Raw genomic sequence first — 20,652 nt, forward strand, 5'->3', positions numbered from 1 at the left:
TCACCTACTCTACCCTCATAGATGTTTTAGCCCTGAGTCTTATGCTGTCCCCTAAAAGATTGCTTATTACAGGCATTAAAATATCATAATCATACTCAACCTGAACAGTTAAAGTATCTCCTGACTTTCTTGATCCTTCATTAGGATGTATACTTACATTGATCCTATTGATATCAAGGTTAGAAGCAGCAGTATAAACGGAATCTAAGATATCCTCATCCGTCCCGCCAACTATCCCTATCCTTGCCCCTTCCCTTGAAGCAGCTTGAATAACTATATATGAATTCATCAAAATTCCAAATTCTATGATTCCAAAAATTATTAAAACCAAAATAGGAAGTATAATTGCAAATTCCACAAGGGACTGTCCCTTTTTTTTCATCCCCATCACCACTTTTAAAAGCCTATGGACAAAGAAAGTAGATATGCCTTTGCATATCTACTTTCTTTAGAGTTATTGGCCGCCTCCAAGCTCTCCTGCAATTTGGTTGAATATATTTCTTATATTTCCGCCAAGTAGCGTTAGTGCAACTATAACAACCACAGCAACCAATGCGATTATGAGCCCGTATTCTACCATGCCTTGTCCTTTTTGCTTCTTAAAATTTAAACTCATCATAAAACCTAAAAGGTTTCTTAGCATATATATAACCCCCTTTTAATTTTTTCTGCTGTCCTTCCCCTTTTCTTAATATTATTGTATTCTGTCAAAAAAAAATGAAATAGAAACAAAAGGCACAAAAAAATAGGGACTTTAGTCCCTAAAATATTCCTCTATATGATTTTCTATAGCAATTATAGCAGCCTGAACCCTGTCCCTAACGTCAAGCTTTGAAAATATATTTGTGGTATAGTTTTTAACTGTCTTTTCAGAAAGAAAAAGCCTTTCACCTATCTCCTTATTAGATAAACCTTGGGATATAAGATAAAGTATCTCACTTTCCCTTTTGGTAAGGGAATCTAAAATATTAGTTCTCTTCCCTTTTGATTTGATGTCCTCAAAAAGAATTGACATTAAGGATTTGTCTATAAAGTTTTCTCCGAAATAAACCCTTCTTATGGCTTCTACTATTTCGCATCCGGCAGAATCCTTTAAAATATACCCATCAGCACCTATTTCTATTGCCTTTTTTATTATGGTATTTTGATTTTCGACGGTAAGAAGTATAACCTTTAAAGCGTTAAAATCCCTCTTTACAACCTTTAAAACATCAATTCCATTTATTATGGGCATATTAATGTCTAAAAGTAAAACATCCACAGCCTTTGATTTTAAAATATCCAAAACCTCCCTGCCATCCCTTGCTTCTCCAACAACCTCTAGGTCCTCTTCAAAGCTTATAATCCTTTCAAGTCCCCTTCTTATAAGTTCATGATCATCGGCAATTAATACCTTAATTTTCTCCCTCATCCTTCAACACCTTCCTGTTTACAGGGAGCTTTATTTTAAACGTTGTCCCTATTCCCCTTTTGGACTCTATATGAATATCCCCCTGAAGTTGTTTAACCCTTTCCATTATTCCTAAAAGACCAAAGGATTCTCCTCGTTTTTTTACCTCATCTAAGGTTTTTCAACATCAAAGCCTATTCCATCATCATTAACTACAAGCATTAGATATTTTAAACCATAATCTAATTTTATCTCTACGTTTTTAGCCTTTGAATGTTTTTTAACATTGTTTAAAATTTCCTGGACTATTCTAAATACTGCAACCTGAATTATTGGCTCAATCTCGTCCTTTACAGGTTTCAATTTTAAATTAATTTTTAAATCATGATCCTGGGTTATAGATTTTACAAGCTCATGAATGGTTTGATTTAATCCAAGGTCATCTAAGGACATGGGCCTTAAATCAAATATTATATCCCTAACCTCCTTAAGGGCCCTTTTCAGTATTTCCTTCAATTCAAAAAGCTCCTTTAATCCTTCATCTATATTTTTTTCAATTATCCTTTTGCAAAAGTCAACCCTCATTACTGCATTTGCAATATACTGGGCTGGGCCATCGTGGATATCCCTTGCTATTCTTTTTCTTTCATTTTCTTGTGCCTCTAAAATCTTTATTCCAAGGAGCATCTCCGATTCTACATTATCCATTCCAAGGGCAGGCAATATGTCTCCTTCTAAATATTTTAGAGCAACGTTAATTTGATGAATTACCCTCTCGGCATTTTTTATGTTTTCTGCCAATTTTTTTAGCTGTATCTCTAAGTGGTCCCTTTTTTCCCTTAACATTTTTTCTTCGTTTTTCTTTTCATTTAACTTCATTCTAACTTCATAGGCCTCATCATAGGCCTTTTTTATATCCTCTTCAGTATACTTAAAAAAATCCCTTGAAACCTCAGCAAGCCTTATTCTAAGCTTCTTATCTAGTTTTTCTAACCTGTCTACCTCATCTATAACATTTAATATCCTATTTTTAATGCTTGCTATTTCAAGCATAAGATTTTCCTCTTCTTTTCTTATCCCGTCTATTATATCAAATATCTGTTCCCTGCTTAAATTTATGTTTTCTATTATTTTATTTATAATATCGTTGATTTGTGCTATATCTAGCCTTTTAATCATAAAATCCCCCCTATTGGGTAAAAACACAAAGCTTTTATTCATATCTTAAACAATTTCTTATATTTTATTATATTTTTAATTTAATAACATCTCAACCAAATTTATCCCAACTTAAAAGGGAAGCCACTTAGCTTCCCTTTTAAGTTTTATTTTATTCAACTTTATACACATCAACCATTTTAGATAAATCAGAAGCTAAGGAACTTAAATGCTCCGCTGTTGCTGCAACCTCCTGTGAGGATGCTGAAAGCTCCTCTGAAGATGCTGCAACCTCTTCAGCTGCTGCTGAGTTTTCTTCCGTTACTGCACTAACAGCTTCTACCTTTGATAGTATCTCATCCTTTGACTTCACTACTTCATCCATTCCTCTATGCACCATTTCCATTAGCGGAACTATTCCTTCTACAGATTCTAATATCTCTCCAAAGGCACCTACAGTGTTCTCTACTGCTTTGGTCTGAGATTTTATAAAATTTTCTACGCTGCTGGAGGTCTTTATTACTTCCTCCGTATCCTTTTGTATTGAGCTTACAAGTTCTGCTATTTCGCTGGTTGATTTTTTAGATTCCTCTGCAAGCTTTCTAACTTCATCTGCAACTACTGCAAAACCTCTTCCTGCCTCCCCTGCCCTTGCTGCCTCTATTGCAGCATTTAATGCTAATAAGTTAGTTTGTTCTGATATGGATGTTATTACGCTTGTTATATTGCTTATTTCCTTTACTGAGCTCGTTAGATTGTTAACCTTTGCTACAACTAATTCAAAGGCATTTCTTATATCATCTATTGACTTTATTAATTTGTCCATCTCTTCTTTTCCTGCACTTGCTTTATTACTTGTATTTCCAGCCTCATCCTTGACCTTCTGTAACTGTTGGTAGGCTCCTTCTATGCTATTAGTAAGGTTAATCATAAGGCTTACTATTTCCTGTAAATCATTTGCCTGGGAGGAGGAACCTTCTGCTATCTGCTGCATCGTCTTTGCAACTTCCTGTGAACTTGAGGCCATCTCCTCAGATGTAGCTGATAAGTTTTCCGATTGTCCCAATACCTCCTCAACGCTAACCTTTATCTTCTTTATCATTTCCCTTTGGGCCTTTATCATATTTTTAAAGCTTTCCTGTATCCTTCCTACTTCGTCGCTGCTTGTAACCTCAACATCTATTGCCATATCACCCTTCTCTGCCCTTTTCATAAGGTGCATAATATTTATTAAAGGATTTGAGATTCTGTTGGCAAAAGCTAAACCTAAAATAGCAGTTAATGCTGCCATTATAGCTAGTATTATTGCTGTTTGGGTAAGACTATTATTAAATTCCTTTGCATATTCACTTTGATTCATTGTCGCAATGGCAATCCAATTGGTGAGTTTTGACTGGGAAAATCCCATTATCTTATCTTCACCGTTAAAATTATATTTTAAATTACCATTTTTCATTTGAACAACCTTTTTACCAAAATCATACTTTTCAGCGATATTTACAAAGAGCATTTCCTTTTTAGGATGGGCAATTACTACTCCGTTATCTAAAATCAAGGTTGTATATCCTGTTTCTCCAACCTTCGTCTTTAACATATTTTTTATTATAGTATCTATGCTTACATCCGCTGCAACAACAGCTGTTTTTCCATCGGAAAGCTTAAAGGCCTTTGCAACAGTTATAACCATGTCTTTACTTGCTGCATCCTCATAGGGATCAGTTATAACTGCCCTCCCAAAGGAATTTACGGCATCTTTATACCATGGTCTTGATGTAGGATCATATCCTTCTGGAAGCTGAATTTTAGGATATATAAGCATTTCCTTATCACTATTTCCTACATATAAAGCTATTACATTTTCATCAGATTGTTGAAGATTTTGAAGGATATTCAAGAGCTTTGCATTGTCCCTTCTATAAACATCAGGATTTTTAATAACGGAATCAATTTGACCTATAATTCTCTCAATAAAAGTATCAATATATGCAATCTTTTCATCAGAAATTTGTTTTGTTAAATTATTTACTTTGCTTTCTACCAATGCTTTACTTCTAAATAAAGTAATTGATGTCGTTATTATTGCAGGAACAACTGATATTAAAATAAAAATTGATATTAATTTTTGCCTTAACATCATCCTCTTTAAAAAATTCATACTAATCATGCTCCCCTTTAATTTTAATATGATTAAAATATTTTTTAAATTTCATATTTTATTTATCGACTCTTTATCCTATGTCTTTAGTATTTTCCGACAAAAAAGGATAGGAAATATCCCTATCCTAAAAATTTATTTTCAATTTTTTCTGATGGAACAGGCTTGCTAAAGACATATCCTTGAATAAAGTCACATCCTATTTCTTTTAATAAATCCCTTTGAACCTTAGTTTCTATTCCCTCTGCCACTACTTTAAGATTCAGGCTCTTTACAAAGGAGATCAGGTTCTTTACTATTAAAGCATCATGAGTTAAAAATCTATCGCTAAGGCTTTTATCTAATTTTACTTTATCAACAGGAAGATAAGTCAAATAATTTATCGAAGAATATCCCGTCCCAAAATCATCTAAAACTATTTTAACGCCTATATCCTTTAGCTGTCTTAATGTATTAATTACATCATCATGGTTTTCCAGCATTATATTTTCAGTTATTTCAAGTTCTATATAAAAAGGTTCAATATTAAATTCCTCAAGCATACCCTCTACTTTTTTGGGGAAGGATTTATCTTTAATTTGAGCAGGCGAGACGTTTATTGCAATAGGCTTTAATTTGTATCCCTTTTCCTTCCACCCTTTAAGCTGCATCAATGACTCTTTAATAACCCATTCTCCAATTGGAACTATAAGGTTCGTATCCTCTGCAATGGGGATAAACTTAGCAGGGGATATGTTATGATTTCTTAATCTTAAAAGTGCTTCAAAGGAAACAACTTCATAGCTTTTAGCATCAATAATAGGTTGATAATATAAAACAAAACCATCGTTGTTTATAGAATCTCTCAATATCTCTTCAATCTCCATTCTTTCCTTAAGCCTATCAATCATTTCATTGTTAAAAAATATATATTTATTTTTACCAGAACTTTTCGCCCCGTATAAAGCAACATCTGCCTTCATTAATAAATCATCTAAACTTAGGCCGTCTATGGGATATAATGCAATACCAGAACTTGCTGTGATATTAACTTTTAGAACATCCTTTATTTTTTCTGCTAAATTATCTATAATATTTTTTACTTTACCTTCAATTTTTTCAGTATTCATTTCATTCTTAATCAATATTATAAATTCATCCCCACCAAATCTAAAAAAGTTTATATTTTCTTCCTTCATTTGGCTAAAAAATTCCGACACACTTTTAAGCAGTGCATCTCCAAAAACATGCCCTTTAGTATCGTTGATATTTTTAAAATTATCTAAATCCATTAATACAACTGCACCATGTCCGTCCTTTACAACTTCTTTAAAAGTCTTTTCAAGCATTCTTCTATTAGGAAGTCCTGTCAAGTGATCGTTGTAGGCAAGAAAAGTGATGGCCTCCTCCTGTTCTTTAAGCCTTGTTATTTCAGTTAAAATACCATAAAGTTTTCTTGCTTTAATATCCTTAATACATCTTGCTGAAATCAAAAACCATCTTGTTCTTCCCTTTGAATCTTTCATTTTTATCTGTGAATATATCCCATCAGAATAGCCATGGATATATCTATGATAGGAATCTATTAGTCTTTGTTTATCCTCTTCCTCTAAAACTGTATCAAAAACTTTTGATAATTCATTCTCACCATACAAACTAATACCCATCATTTGAAGGAAACTTTCTGACAAATTAATTGTCCCTTTTTCCAAATCAATTTCCCAAACGGCACTATTGCTTCCTTCGATGGCTATTTCATACTTTTGTTGTAATTCTTGTAATCTTTCATTATAAGATTGGATTTCCTCGTATTGGGCCCTTAGCTCCTCCTCTGCTGCAGTAAGCTGCTCAACCGTTGCAGCCAGCTCCTCATTAGATACCAAAAGCTCCTCTTTATGTTCCTTTATATTATTTACATATCCATTTATCTTATCAAGCATCTCATTTATTACCCTTTTAAGATCAGCAAAATCATCATTTTCAAAAATTTCAACTCTATATTCTAAGTTTCCCTCTAAATCGATTTGACTAAGTTCTTCAGACAAGACATCAATAGGTTTTATAATCTTTTTATTTACTATAAGTAAAATAATCAAAGAAGTTAATAGTGCTATAAGTAAAGAAATAGCAAAATATTTATATAGGGATATGATTAGGCTTTTTAGGGATAGTCCCATACTTAAAATGCCTGTAATTTTACCCTCTGAAAATACGGGCATTAGAATCTTAACTATATTTATTTCCCCTTCTTTATCTATCATCTCGTTTACAACTGTTTTGCCATTTAATACTTCATCAAGATATGGTTTATCATTTATCTTCTCTTGCTGAAAATCACCAACATAAGAGACTACACTTAAATTTTTGTCATATAGCAAAATATAAAGGATATTATCGTCGTTAATATAATGGTTTAATAATATCTGGGGGTTAAAAATTCTTCTTTATTCATATATTTCATTTGCAAGAATTCCAACCTGGATTATTGAACCATCTTTATTCTTAACATAGCCATATCTTAAATACCTATCGGAAGATACATCCTTTCTTATATCCTCCTCTACCCACTCAGAATAACTGCTTTTCATAAATCTTCTTATAGGATGATTCTCTGGCGCAATAAATCCAACATATTCATCAATGTTTGAAAATACTATTTTACCTTCCTTGTTAAATAGATTTAATTCAAATATCCCCAATTTATATGCGTATTCTTTTAACAGGGTATTGTTTATCTTGTTATCATTTAATAAAACCGCTCTTCCAGCCATTATAATTTTATCTTCAAAGGTCTCATCAATCTTTCTTAATGAAGTTTCGTTATTTTCTATAGCAACAGCAACCTCTTTTGCAATATTAAGCCCAAACTCCTTGGTTTTATTCTTAATAATTTTACTTCCTGTTAAATAAGTAGAGAACATAGTTAAAAATATTGATATAATCACCACAATAAGTGGAATTATAGCTATATTAGTTAAGTTAATCTTCTTCTTTTTCATAATTCTCACCTTTATAACATAATTCGACACAAACCATCATCGTTTAAACTAATTTTACAATATTTAGATATAAAAGGCAATATAAAATCTAAATTATAGCAAATCCATTATTAAATATAAAAGGCAGATATTGATAATCTGCCTTAAGCACAATATCCTTTTAATTTAACCTAAATATTTCAACAGCATTAGCTAAATCAGTAGCAAGCTGATTTAAAGTATTGGCTGTTGCTGCAACCTCCTGTGAGGATGCTGAAAGTTCCTCTGAAGATGCTGCAACCTCTTCAGCTGCTGCTGTGTTTTCTTCCGTTACTGCGCTTACCGCCTCAACCTTTAAAAGAACTTTATCCTTGGAGCTTACCATCTCATCCATAGCATTATAGGTATTCTTCATAAGAGGTGCTATTCTTTCAATAGATTCAAGTATATCCCCAAAGGAGGCTACTGTTTTTTCAACTGCTGTTGCCTGGGATTTTATAAATCCATCCACATCCTTTGATGTAATTATTACATCATCCGTATCCTTTTCAATTGAATTTACGAGTTCAACTATTTCACTAGCAGACTTCTTCGACTCCTCTGCAAGCTTTCTAACCTCATCCGCAACTACTGCAAAACCTCTTCCTGCCTCCCCTGCCCTTGCCGCCTCTATTGCAGCATTTAATGCAAGTAAATTTGTTTGCTCTGCTATTGAGGTTATTACGTTAGTTATATTGCTTATCTCTTTAACTGAATTTGTAAGATTATTAACCTTTAATGTTACTATTTCAAACGCATTTTTAATATCCTCTATTGTCCTAATTAATTTATCCATCTCTGATTTACCAATATTTGCCCTATTAGATGTATTTAAAGTTTCATCTTTAACTGTTGTTAATTCCCTTAATGCATTTTCTATATTTTGTGTCAACTCTGTCATAAGCCCTACTATTTCCTGTAAATCATTTGCCTGGGAGGAAGAACCTTCTGCTATCTGCTGCATCGTCTTTGCAACTTCCTGTGAACTTGAGGCCATCTCCTCAGATGTAGCTGATAAGTTTTCCGATTGTCCCAATACCTCCTCAACGCTAACCTTTATCTTCTTTATCATTTCCCTTTGGGCCTTTAGCATTTTCCCGAAACTCTCTTGTATTTTTCCTATTTCATCATTGCTTTTAATTTCAAGTTCTATATTTAGATTACCCTCTGCAACCTCCTTCATGGATTCAGAAAGTTCCTTTAATGGATTAAGTTTTTTATTAAGAAACCACAATATCAAACTGGACCCTACTAAAAGGTTTATCAAAGAAAACAAAAGTATAATGTTTAAAACCTTTTGGGCCGGCCTATAAAAGTCTTCATCATAAGCTCCAACATTTACATACCAATCCCATGGTTCAAAGTATGCTACTGCATTTGTTTTAGCTCGAATTATATCTTCTCCTGGATTTTTCCAATAATATTTTATAATACCATTATTTTTTGGATGTTTACCCTCTTCTATAATTAATTTTACGATATTGTTTCCTTTAGGATCTACTATGTTAGATATATCATCGCCCTCCTTAAAAGGATGCATCATTTCTATTCCTTGACTATTTATAGCAAACATGTAAGCTCCTATATCTAATTCTAACTTTTCATTTTGTCCTCTTGTTTTACCATCACCCTTTTTAGGATTTAACATTTTAGATTTGAAAATTTCCTGAGCTTCCTCCCTAGTAAGTTTTCCTTCTTGAACTTGACTTTCTAATGCCTCCATAAATGTAATACCCATATTTATCTTGTTTTTCAATGCTCTGTTTCCAAGATCAGAAAGTGATTTTTTTGATATGCCATATGAAGCAATACCTAAAATTCCCATACTAAATACAATTACTGCTATGAACATTGCAACTAATTTTATTTTAATACTTGTTCCAGCCATTTTCTTCATTGTAAATTTAACCTCCTTAGCTTTTGTTGTCCTTAAATCCTCACTAAAATTATCGTTTGCTTAGCACAAAACTTTATAATAAAAGCGTCTGGAAAATCCAGACGCTTTAGGGGGATCTTGTTATCTACTCTTGTTGCGGGTTTTTACATCAAATATAACTGCTGCTGCAAGAACAGCACCTCTTATTATATACTGATAGGAAATTCCAACTCCCATTAAGTTCATTCCGTTTATTAGAGACGCCATAACAAGGGCACCAACAATAGAACCTGTAACCTTCCCAACACCGCCTGCTGCTGAAACACCACCAACATAAGCAGCTGCTATTGCATCAAGCTCAAACAGCGTTCCTGCTGTTGTTGTTGCAGATTGAAGTCTTGCTGTGTAAAGTATTCCTGAAAGGGCTGATAAAAGGCCCATCGATCCAAAAACTATCAATGTAATCTTACTTACATCAATACCGCTAAGCTTTGCAGCCTCAGGGTTTCCACCAACTGCATATATATATCTTCCAAGGGGAGTTTTCGTAGTTATTACATGATATATAGCAACAACGATAATAACTATAACAACTGTCCAGGAAAGTCCATTATATCCCGATAAAATCCATGTAACATAAGCAATTATCGATGAAACAAGGACAAGTTTTAATATGAACATCTTAAAGGATATAACCTCAAAATTGTATTTAATCTTATTTTTTCTAACATTAAATTCGCTGTATATATAAAAGACTATCGCTAGCGCACCAATTAGAAGAGTTAAAAGATGAATTCCTGGAATATGGGCAATATCAGGAATAAAGCCATTACCAATGGCATTAAAACTTTTATTTGGCACTATAATCGTTCCTGTCTCTTCTGTAACTAAAAGAAGCGCCCCCCTAAAGGCCAGCATTCCTGCAAGTGTTGCCACAAAGGCTGGGATTCCAACATAGGCAACCAAATAACCATTAAAAAGTCCAATTAAAGTTCCTAATACAAGAACTACTAAAATAGTTAAATATACAGGTGCCCCTGCCTTTGTTAAAAGTATAGCAGCAATTGCACCTAAAAATCCTGCAAGATATCCTACCGAAAGGTCGATATGCCTTATAACTATTATTAAAGTCATGCCAACCGCCAAAACAGCTATATAGCCTGTTTGATTTATTAGGTTGCTTATATTTCTTGATGATATAAAAAGCCCACCTGTTGTAGCAGTAAAAATCATCATTATAACTGCAAGGGCAACATACATTCCATAGTCACGTATATTTTGTTTTAAAAGATATTTAGCTTCATCCATAAACTTCATAACAATGCCTCCTAATTCGTTGCAAGTTCCATTATTTTTTCTTGGGTTGCTTCTTCTATAGGCAGTTCACCAACCATTCTACCTCCCGACATTACATATACTCTGTCGCTCATTCCTAAAATTTCAGGAAGTTCAGATGAAATCATTATTATGCTCATTCCCTTTTCAACAAGCTGATTCATGAGGGTATATATCTCATATTTTGCACCAACATCAATACCCCTTGTAGGCTCGTCTAATATAAGGACATGGGGTTTTACAAAAAGCCACTTTGCAAGGGAAACCTTCTGTTGATTCCCGCCGCTAAGGTTGCCAACCTTTTGTTCAACGCTTGGTGCTTTTATCCTTAAAGACTCTTTATATTCATTGGCAACTTTAATCTCCTCATTTTCATTTACAAACCCGTTTTTTGTAAGTTCCTTAAGGTTTGTAATTGAAATATTGTTTCTAATATCATCTATTAGGATCAAACCATTTCCCTTTCTATCCTCTGATACGTAAGCAATTCCAGCTCTTATTGCATCCTTTGGTTTTGTAAATTTCTTTTTTTGTCCATTAACATAAATTTCACCCTTTAACCTATAACCTTTGGGATTTCCAAATATGGACAGAGCAAGCTCTGTTCTCCCTGCACCCATAAGTCCAGCTATTCCTACGATTTCACCCTTTCGAACGTTAAACTCAACATCCTTTAGGATTTGTCTTCCTAGATTAGGATCATAAGCGCTTAAATTTTTTACCTCAAGGACCTTCTCTCCAAACTCCTTTTTCTTTCTCTTAGGATAAATATCCTCTATTTCCCTTCCGACCATATGTTTTATTATTATATTTTCGCTTATCTCATCCTTTCCAACTTCAAGGGATGAAATCATCTTACCATCCCTTAACACTGTAATTGAATCCGCAACGGATATAACTTCCTTTAATTTGTGGGAAATCAATATACATGTTACTCCATGCTCTTTTAACTCTTTAATTAATTTTAATAGGTTTTCGCTGTCATCCTCATTTAGAGCTGCTGTTGGCTCATCTAAAATCAAAAGCTTTACGTTTTTTGAAAGGGCCTTTGCAATCTCAACAAGCTGCTGCATGCCAACCCCAAGGTCCTTAACCTTTAGTGTTGGATTTATATCCAGCTTAACCTTTTTTAGCATCTTTTTTGCCCTTGCTATAGTTTCATTCCAGTCGATGAAGTTTCCTTTCTTTATTTCATGCCCCAAAAATATGTTTTCATATATCGTAAGCTCAGGAATCAGTGCAAGTTCCTGATATATCGTAACAATTCCAACTCGTTCACTATCGTTTATACTTTTAAATTTTTGAGGCTTTCCATCGAATATAATTTCTCCCGCGTATTCTCCAAAAGGATAAACCCCACTTAATACCTTCATGAGGGTTGATTTCCCTGAACCATTTTCTCCAACTAAGCAGTGAATCTCTCCCTTTTTTACCCTAAAGTCAACGTTATCTAATGCTTTAACTCCTGGAAATGTCTTTGTTATATTCTTCATCTCTAAAATGTATTCACTCATAACACCAAACTCCTTGAAATGACATTTAATTGATTAAGAAATGAATAGTGATAGCATAAACTATCACTATTCATATTTGCATTATTGTATTCCTGTAAAGTCTGAAGCATTATAGTAGCCTGAATCTATTAATGCTTCCTTTACATTATTTTTATCAACAACTATAACTTCTGTTTGCTTTGCCTTAACATCAATCTTTCCGTTGTTATATGTTCCTGTTGTTTCTGGTTCTTTTCCTTGGAGTAAATCCTTTGCCATTGCTATAGCATCCTTAACAAGAGTTCTAACATCCTTGAATACTGTCATTGATTGTTTTCCATCAATTATATACTGAACTGAAGCCTTTTCAGCGTCTTGTCCTGTTACTACATAGCTTGTAACATCTTTATCTGCTGCAAAGGCATCTGCAATAGCACGAGCTGTTCCATCGTTTGGTGCAAGTATAAATACATTACCCTTATCTTCCTTCTTAGCAGCTGTTAAGTTGTCTTCTGCTCTTCTCTTTGCTTCATTGAAATCCCAGTTTGTTGTAATCTGGCCTATTATTCTTGCCATTTCATCACGAGTTAATTTTGGCTTATTTTGAAGAGCAACAGCTTCGCTTGAGTTCTTTATAACGAATGTTCCATCAGCAATCTTTGGCTGCAAAACATTCCATGCACCTTCAAAGAATAGGAATGCGTTGTTGTCTGATGCTGCCCCTGCATAAAGATAAAGTGGATTTCCTTTTCCCTTTGCTTTATCTACAAGGTATTGTGCTTGAGCTTCACCAACTGCAATGCTATCAAAGGTTACATAATAATCAACAGCGTCGGTATTAGTTATCAATCTGTCATAGGATATAACCTTTATTCCTTCTTTTTTAGCAGCTTCTGCTGCAGCTGCAGCTGCATTACCATCATGTGGGCAAATTATAAGCACTTTAATTCCCTTTGCAATTAAAGCATCAACATTTTCCTTTTCCTTTGCTGAAGATCCTTGGCTGAATAAAATTTCAACTGAATAATTGGTATCCTTTAGAGCTTCCTTAAATCTTGTTTCATCCTGAACCCATCTTGGTTCATCCTTTGTTGGCAATACTATACCAACATCCACCTTTTTTGTTCCGCAGGATGTTAGTCCTAGCATCATCATTGCTAACATAAAAAACGCAATGATCTTTTTCATTTTTAACCCCCCTGATTTTTAAATTTTTTGATTATTAATTCTATTAAAATTATTGCACAAATGAAGATGCTTGTCTCTGGACCTATTTGCAAAGTTTATGCATAAATTAGCTATTATTCAAATTTAAAATTTTGAAGTAGTAATTTTTTGTAGTAAAAAATTGCAGTCAATAGAATTTTCTATTGACTGCCATCCTTTTTTATATATACTTCTTCCTTTAAATGGAATCCGTCCTTTATTATCGTTTCCTCAATATTGTCCTTATCAACAGGAATTGGCTGCAAAACATAATACGGAACATAGTATTTGCCATCAAATATTTTCCTTTCTATATTTAAAGGTTCCTTTTTAACAAGTTTTATGGCCATTTCAATCGTTGCCTCTGCTAATTTGTCAATAGGCTTATAAACCGTCATAAGCTGAGTTCCCTCAACAATTCTTTGGCATGCCCAAAGGTCAGCATCCTGTCCAACAACATAAACCTTCCCCATATATCTGTGTTCCGATAAGGCTTCAATTGCCCCCTCTGCTAAGCTATCGTTCCCTGCTATTATTCCATTAATTTTAGTGCCCCTTTGAAGTTCTTTATCAATAACACTAAAGGCATATTCCTTTAGCCAGTTTTCTGCCCATTCCTCCTTTATTATGTTTATTTTCTTAGCTTCAACATAGGGCATTAATATCCTGTCATAACCCTCCTTAATCATTTTTGTGTTATAGTCATTAGGAGCTCCATTGACAATAAAAATATTCCCCCATTTTACCTTTTTTAACAACCATAAGGCCATGAGTTCTCCAACCCTTACGTTGTCAAAACTTATATAAAGATCGACATTTGAATTCAAAACAAGCCTATCATAGGAAATTACAGGGATCCCCCTTTCCCTTGCCATTTCAACAGCTTTAGAGGCTTTTTTATAGTCATTAGGAACTAATATAAGAATATCTATACCCTGATCTAATAGATATTTAACTTGCTTTAGCTGGTCCTGATCATCGTTGTTGGCATTTTGAACTATTATCTCTGCCCCTAATTCTCTTGCCTTTGTAATTAAAATGTCTCTGTCCTTTATCCATCTTTCCTCCTTTAATGTCCCAAGGGAAAAACCTATTTTAATTTTGTTATTATTCTCAGAATTAGATCCATTAGATTGTTTTAAATAAAAATCAGGTTTATAAAGCTTTATAAAAATAAAAGAAAGTTCAATAAAAAGAATAACAACCAATATAACTGTAAGGGTGTTTTTTAATATCCTATCCTTAAGCAAGATTATCCCCCCTTACATTTCTTGAAAGTCTATACTCTGTTGGCGTCATTCCTGTCACCCTTTTGAAGGCCTTGCAATAATAATTTGGATCGCTGTATCCTATCTGCTGACAGATCTCCTTAATGCTTAAATTTTGATTTATAAGAAGCTGCATAGATTTTTCTATCCTAAGCTCTGTTAAATATTCTATAAATCCCTTACCTATTTTATCCTTAAAGATTTTGCTTAAATAATGGTAGCTCAAATTGACGCTTTTTGCTATATCATGTAAAGATATATCCTGATGATAATTTTTATTTATATACTCTAAAACCTTTGAAACAATTCCATCTATATTGCCGTTTTTTGAATTTTGAATTTGATAGGCTAAATCGGATATAAATTGCAGAAATTGCATTCTTAATTCGATTCCATTGCTTATCTTTAATAAGGATAAAATAACTTTTTGCTTAATGTCACTAAAATTATCAATCCTTTGGGAAACTGCCCTTTCTATTAAAAAAACTAGTTCTATTAATTTTGCCTTTATCCTATCGATATCTTCTAAATAAATACTGTTAAGCCAAACAAATATCTCTTTAAAAATCTCATGGGCTTCGTTAAAATTCCCTGTAATTATTGAGTTCAAAAACAAATTTTCAATGTTACTATTATAATCATAGGAGGATTGCAAATTTAATGGTATATCCTCATAATGAATTATAATTCCATCAGTTTTAGTAGCTGCGGCAAGATAAGCCTCACTACAGGACCTTGGGAATCCTTCAAGGTCATAAACCCTTCCTATCCCTATTTTAAACTTTATATCAGTTGATCCCATTAATTTTTCTGTTAGCCTCTTTCCTAACTTAACGGATTTATCCTTTATATCATTTATATTTTCCGCTTCATTAACAGGAATAAAAGCTACTATTCTATCTGACAATGGTCTTCCTATAAGACAATTGGTTAACCCCTTTAACTTTATCTTTAAAAGGTCATAAAAATTTTGTTTGTCCTGCCTTCCCTTAAGGCTCTCTACTTTACCTCTATCCTCAAAGTCAGAAAATAAAATGCACATAGCATAGCCATGTTTAAGATCCATATTAAATATGCCTTCATAAAATTGCACTTCATTCAATGTTCCAACATTAAACATCTTATAAGAAACAAACTGTGCTTCTAGAAAAGGAATAATTTTATTTATTTTATCCTTTAATTCTACTTCTATTAGAAAATTTCTCCTTTTGTTTTCAACAGCAGCAGATAGTTTGCTTATCGTTTCAATTACCTTTGATTTGTTTATAGGCTTTAATAGGTATTCAAAAACTCCTAAATTAAGTGCTTCTTTAGCATAATCAAAATATTCATAGGCCGTAAGTATAACAAAAAATACATCGTTATTTGCTGCCTTAATCTGCCTTATGGCTTCTATTCCATCAATTCCTGGCATATGAATGTCCATAAATATGGCATCCGGTTTAAGCTCAATTGCCTTTTCTATTGCTTCTCTACCTGAACTTGCAGTCCCAATGACCTTAACATCTTCAAAATTTTTAGATATTATCATCTTCAGAGAATCAAGCACAAGATATTCATCATCAACAATCAAAATCTTTAACATACCTTCACATCCTTTATTCGTGAATTCCCCTTTGGTATTCTTAATGTTATCTTGGTTCCATAACCCAGTTTACTTTCTATACTTATTAATTCACATCTATCCTGAATATCAAATAAAATCTCAAGCCTTTCCAAAACATTATTCATACCTATTCCAGTAACATGTTTTTTAGATAATCTTTCATCTGTAGCCGATAAAAGTATTTTTTGTATTGTATCTTCATCCATTCCCATCCCGTTATCTATTATTTCGATTATTATATTTTCTTTCATAGATTTAACATTTAGGTGTATTTCGCCAGGCCTTTCTAAATTCTGAAGCCCATGGACATAAGCATTTTCAACTATTGGCTGTAGGGTTATTCTTGGAACTTTAACATCGAGGGCCCCTTCATCTATATCGCTAAAAAACTCTATCCTATTTCCAAACCTCATTTTTAATATTCCCATATAATTTTTCACATGCTCTATTTCATCCCTTAATGGAACTAAATCATCTATATTTTTTAAATTATATCTAAAAAGCTGTGCTATATTTTCAATAAATTCGGAAGCTTTATCAGAGCCTTCTATCATAGCAAGCTGAGAAGCTGCATTTAAAGTATTAAAAAGAAAGTGGGGATTTATCTGAGATTGTAAAAACTTAAGTTCTGCCTCCTTTAAAAGGCTTGCCATCTTTATATTTTGGAGTTCCTGTTCCTTTAATCTTTTTTCGACCTCAGCTTGTTTTTTTAGCTCATTTATATAATTTTTAATGCTGTCTACCATTTTAATAAATGCACCTGCAAGTATATCCGTTTCATCTCCTGTGTTTGGCTTGTAAATTTCTATGTCAAAGTGCCCTTTAGCTACCTTTTCTGCCGAATTGGAAAGGTCGGATATGGGCTTTGTAAGCCTATATGTTGACATAATAGCTATATATAAAGATAAAAAAATTGATATTATTATTGTCAAAAAACTTAGATAAGTTACAAAACTCATATTCTTATTTATGTTTTGATATCTTTCTGATTCTGTTTTAAGTTTGCTGTCTAGAAGTTTGTCATAATATTGATTTATATATTCACTTATTTCTATTGAACGCTGAAAATTTGAAATATATCTGCTGCTTATTCTCCCCCTTTTAGCAAGGACGGCTTTATCCGTTTCCCTTAAAAGTTCATCAAGCATATTGCCGATGTCCATTAAAATAAGAAGCTTATTATCATATTCAAGAGTCCTGGAAATTTGATTTGAAATCTCCTGAAGTCGATTATAATAATTATAGTAATTAAGAAGGTTTTCGGATGATGCTGTTGTTAGATATTTTTCAAGCTCCGTCATAAGTCCATTTATGTTATATTTTAGTTCATTTAAGTATATATAATCGTTTATAATGCTATTTGTATTGTTTATTACAACCTTTGCAGTATAAAATGAAAAAAAACTTGTGCTGGTCAAAAGGAAAATAGTAAAGAGGAAATAAATTATGAGTCTTTTTCTAATTCCTAAAAACTTAAATATCTCCTTGTTCATATAAGCTCTCCCACTTTCGGTATTTATTTCTTAGCATTTCCTTTTTTCTTAAATTAAAAAGCTCATCCTTTGTTATTACCCTTATTTCTGAATCTATAAAGGTCGGAATATTTTTCCCCTCTTTTATTTCAACAAGGGCCTTAATACTTTCATATCCCATGTTATATGGGTCACTTGCAACCGTCCCATAAATTATTTCCTTTTCAATATAGCGGGTTATTTCCTCTGAAATCCCATAGCCAACAAGGGTAATTTTGCCAACCATATTCCTATCCACGATAAGCTGCGCAGCTCCTAAGGTATCCGCTGAACTTATTGTGAATATCGCGTTTATCCCTTCATTAGAATCGATTATCTTTTGTGTAATCTCCTCCGCACTTAAAATCCCCATTTTAGATGTGTAATACTTTACAACCTTCATTTCAGGATAATCCTTTATGGTGCTTAAAAAACCGTTCATTTTTAGATTGTTTTCAATAGAATCCCCATTGGAATCGCTATTAGAAATAACAGCAACCTTAGCCCTTCCCCCTGTAGCTTTAATTAAGAGTAGCGCAGCCTTCTTTCCTATTTCAAAGCTATTTGTTCCAACAAAGGCATACCTTTTGCTTTTATTATTATCGTTTTCAAGAGTTATAACAGGAATTCCCTTATAATAGGCCCTGTCTATTAGCTTTGTAAAATCCTCCGTATTAAATGCATGGGTTATAATTCCATCAACTTTTGCAAGAGTTGCAATATCAATATATTTTAATTCCTCCCGAATGTCACTAAAACGGGGGGCACAAAACTCAATGGCAATATTTAAATCCCCTGCAGCTGCTTCTGCCCCTCTTACTACTTCCATCCAAAAGGGATCAACAGTATTTTGAGCAATAAAATAAAAACGATATTTAGGTTTAGAAAATATCGGTTTTATGTCCTTGTTATCAATACTATAGAGTATAACTCCGGCTAATATATTTAATATTATCAATATTAAAATTATATAATTATATAAAAATTTAATAAAATCCCGACTTTTCATCAGATATTCCTCCGCTAATTTTTATATTAATTATACCATACAATAAAAAACACAAAAATAACCCCCACTTTTTTAAAAAGTGAGGGTATATCAATGTATACTAATTATCATCTTGCAGCCTTAGCAGCTTCAACTATTGCTGTTATATATCCATAAGTATCAGCAAGGGTTGCACCACTTACTGCATCTGCCATCTTATCCTTTGGTGTTGATGCAAGGATATTTTCAAGTTCCTTTATTGTCTTTCCATTTACAAATTTATAAATCGCTTCAAAGTTTTTATCAATTGGAACTGTTGATTTTGCCTTATCTTTCATTAACTGTGAATAGTATTCTGCATTTGTCATCTTTGATGCAAGAACCATTCCCTGTGGATAGTTCTTTCCAAAATCAGCATCTGAGTTTGGAACTCCCTTTGCTACGTCCTTGCTCATGTATTGATAATCATCCATGTAGGATGCAACAATCTTGTCTCCTGATACGAATGCTACAGCTAATGTAAAACATTTTGTTCCGTGTGCCGCAAAGTCAACCTTTCCAACCTTTAGATCCTTAAGTTCATCTGCAGTAACTTCAATTTCTGGACTGCTATTAGCAGCCTTAGCAGCTTCAACTATTGCTGTTATATAGCCATGGGTATCAGCAAGAGTTGCACCACTTACTGCATCTGCCATCTTATCCTTTGGTGTTGATGCAAGGATATTTTCAAGTTCTTTTATAGTCTTTCCTTTTACAAATTCAATTATAGCTTCGAAGTTTTTATCAATTGGAACTGTTGATTTTGCCTTATCTTTCATTAACTGTGAATAGTATTCTGCATTTGTCATCTTTGATGCAAGAACCATTCCCTGTGGATAGTTCTTTCCAAAATCAGCATCTGAGTTTGGAACTCCCTTTGCTACGTCCTTGCTCATAAACTGATAATCGTCGATATAAGCTGCAACTATTCTATCGCCCTCAACTGCAGCGATTGCAAATGTAAAGCACTTAGTTCCATGGGCAGCATAATCTACCTTTCCTACCTTAATGATAGCCTTTTCCTTCTTAACTTCATTGTTTGTGCTTGGGTTAGTTGTTGGCTTTGTAGTATTCTTTGCAACATTAACAGGCGCTGGGTTTAATTTTGCCATTGTCTTTGGTCCAACAACACCGTCTGCTTTAAGGCCATGTTTCTTTTGAAAATCCTTAACCGCTGCTAATGTTTTTGGTCCGTAGATTCCATCAACCTTTAGATTGTATCCATATTTGTTGAGCAATGTTTGTAATGTTTTAACATCTTCACCATATGAGTTTAATGCAAGCAAGCGATTAACCTTTACATTTGTTTGTGTAGTAGTTTTTGTTTGAGTAGTTTTCTTAGTTGTGGTGTTAGTCTTTTTAGTATCAGTTTGTGTTTTGTTTTGATTGTTATTGCTTTCACCGCTTGTAGCTGCTGAAACTGCATCAGCTTTAAAGAATTTTGGACCATTGCTTACTGTAAATGAAGATAGTGCAATCATAACAGCAAGGGCAAAGGTCAATACTTTAATGCTTTTTTTCATACTAATCCCCCTTACCTAAAATTTAATATTACGAAGGGTGATGAGGTATTGTTTGTTAATTATTAAACCAACCCCTCTACCCAAAACTTAACTTTTCGTAATATCTAT

Annotated in this window: 16 protein-coding genes; all 16 read right to left on the minus strand. The window is 33.3% G+C overall.

Annotation, left to right across the window (positions count from 1 at the left end; genetic code table 11):
• Positions 1 to 4: 4 nt before the first annotated feature.
• Positions 5 to 382 (minus strand): TadE/TadG family type IV pilus assembly protein, encoded by a 378-nt coding sequence (locus Q3V94_RS13065; protein WP_303528381.1) that lies wholly within the window; start codon positions 380 to 382, stop codon positions 5 to 7.
• A 72-nt stretch (positions 383 to 454) separates the two neighbouring features.
• Positions 455 to 643 (minus strand): Flp family type IVb pilin, encoded by a 189-nt coding sequence (locus Q3V94_RS13070; RefSeq protein WP_274766543.1) that lies wholly within the window; start codon positions 641 to 643, stop codon positions 455 to 457.
• A gap of 111 nt (positions 644 to 754) precedes the next feature.
• Complete coding sequence (locus Q3V94_RS13075) at positions 755 to 1,411, minus strand: response regulator transcription factor (RefSeq protein ID WP_303528383.1); 657 nt, start codon at positions 1,409 to 1,411, stop codon at positions 755 to 757.
• 150 nt (positions 1,412 to 1,561) lie between these two features.
• Positions 1,562 to 2,569, minus strand: coding sequence for a sensor histidine kinase (locus tag Q3V94_RS13080; RefSeq protein WP_303528385.1), 1,008 nt, complete (start codon positions 2,567 to 2,569; stop codon positions 1,562 to 1,564).
• Between the two features lie 151 nt (positions 2,570 to 2,720).
• On the minus strand, positions 2,721 to 4,703 hold the full coding sequence (locus Q3V94_RS13085) for a methyl-accepting chemotaxis protein (protein WP_303528387.1): 1,983 nt from the start codon (positions 4,701 to 4,703) through the stop codon (positions 2,721 to 2,723).
• Positions 4,704 to 4,825: 122 nt separating this feature from the next.
• A complete protein-coding gene (locus tag Q3V94_RS13090; RefSeq protein WP_303528390.1) occupies positions 4,826 to 7,060 on the minus strand; it encodes a bifunctional diguanylate cyclase/phosphodiesterase in 2,235 nt (744 codons plus the stop codon).
• A 66-nt stretch (positions 7,061 to 7,126) separates the two neighbouring features.
• Entirely contained in the window at positions 7,127 to 7,681 is a 555-nt protein-coding gene (locus tag Q3V94_RS13095; RefSeq protein WP_303528393.1) for a hypothetical protein, read from the minus strand.
• A 160-nt stretch (positions 7,682 to 7,841) separates the two neighbouring features.
• Positions 7,842 to 9,596: a methyl-accepting chemotaxis protein gene (locus Q3V94_RS13100; RefSeq protein WP_303528395.1), complete on the minus strand. Its 1,755-nt coding sequence runs from the start codon at positions 9,594 to 9,596 to the stop codon at positions 7,842 to 7,844.
• A 120-nt stretch (positions 9,597 to 9,716) separates the two neighbouring features.
• On the minus strand, positions 9,717 to 10,892 hold the full coding sequence (locus Q3V94_RS13105) for a sugar ABC transporter permease (protein ID WP_303528397.1): 1,176 nt from the start codon (positions 10,890 to 10,892) through the stop codon (positions 9,717 to 9,719).
• Between the two features lie 11 nt (positions 10,893 to 10,903).
• Positions 10,904 to 12,424 carry a xylose ABC transporter ATP-binding protein gene (locus Q3V94_RS13110; protein ID WP_303528399.1) on the minus strand — a complete coding sequence of 507 codons (1,521 nt, stop codon included), beginning with the start codon at positions 12,422 to 12,424 and terminating at the stop codon, positions 10,904 to 10,906.
• Positions 12,425 to 12,505: 81 nt separating this feature from the next.
• Positions 12,506 to 13,591, minus strand: a complete 1,086-nt coding sequence (locus Q3V94_RS13115) for a sugar ABC transporter substrate-binding protein (protein ID WP_303528400.1) — start codon at positions 13,589 to 13,591, stop codon at positions 12,506 to 12,508.
• 179 nt (positions 13,592 to 13,770) lie between these two features.
• Positions 13,771 to 14,859, minus strand: coding sequence for a sugar ABC transporter substrate-binding protein (locus Q3V94_RS13120; RefSeq protein ID WP_008907709.1), 1,089 nt, complete (start codon positions 14,857 to 14,859; stop codon positions 13,771 to 13,773).
• Positions 14,852 to 16,462 carry a response regulator gene (locus Q3V94_RS13125; protein WP_008907710.1) on the minus strand — a complete coding sequence of 537 codons (1,611 nt, stop codon included), beginning with the start codon at positions 16,460 to 16,462 and terminating at the stop codon, positions 14,852 to 14,854. The genes Q3V94_RS13120 and Q3V94_RS13125 overlap by 8 nt, the downstream gene beginning before the upstream one ends.
• Positions 16,456 to 17,976, minus strand: a complete 1,521-nt coding sequence (locus tag Q3V94_RS13130) for a sensor histidine kinase (RefSeq protein WP_008907711.1) — start codon at positions 17,974 to 17,976, stop codon at positions 16,456 to 16,458. The genes Q3V94_RS13125 and Q3V94_RS13130 overlap by 7 nt, the downstream gene beginning before the upstream one ends.
• Positions 17,957 to 19,003, minus strand: a complete 1,047-nt coding sequence (locus tag Q3V94_RS13135; protein WP_008907712.1) for a substrate-binding domain-containing protein — start codon at positions 19,001 to 19,003, stop codon at positions 17,957 to 17,959. Before Q3V94_RS13135 ends, Q3V94_RS13130 begins: the two co-directional genes overlap by 20 nt.
• A 107-nt stretch (positions 19,004 to 19,110) precedes the next feature.
• Positions 19,111 to 20,544 (minus strand): peptidoglycan-binding protein, encoded by a 1,434-nt coding sequence (locus Q3V94_RS13140; protein WP_008907713.1) that lies wholly within the window; start codon positions 20,542 to 20,544, stop codon positions 19,111 to 19,113.
• Positions 20,545 to 20,652: the final 108 nt, after the last annotated feature.

This window comes from Caloramator sp. CAR-1, assembly GCF_030546345.1.
GTDB lineage: Bacteria > Bacillota > Clostridia > Clostridiales > Caloramatoraceae > Caloramator > Caloramator australicus.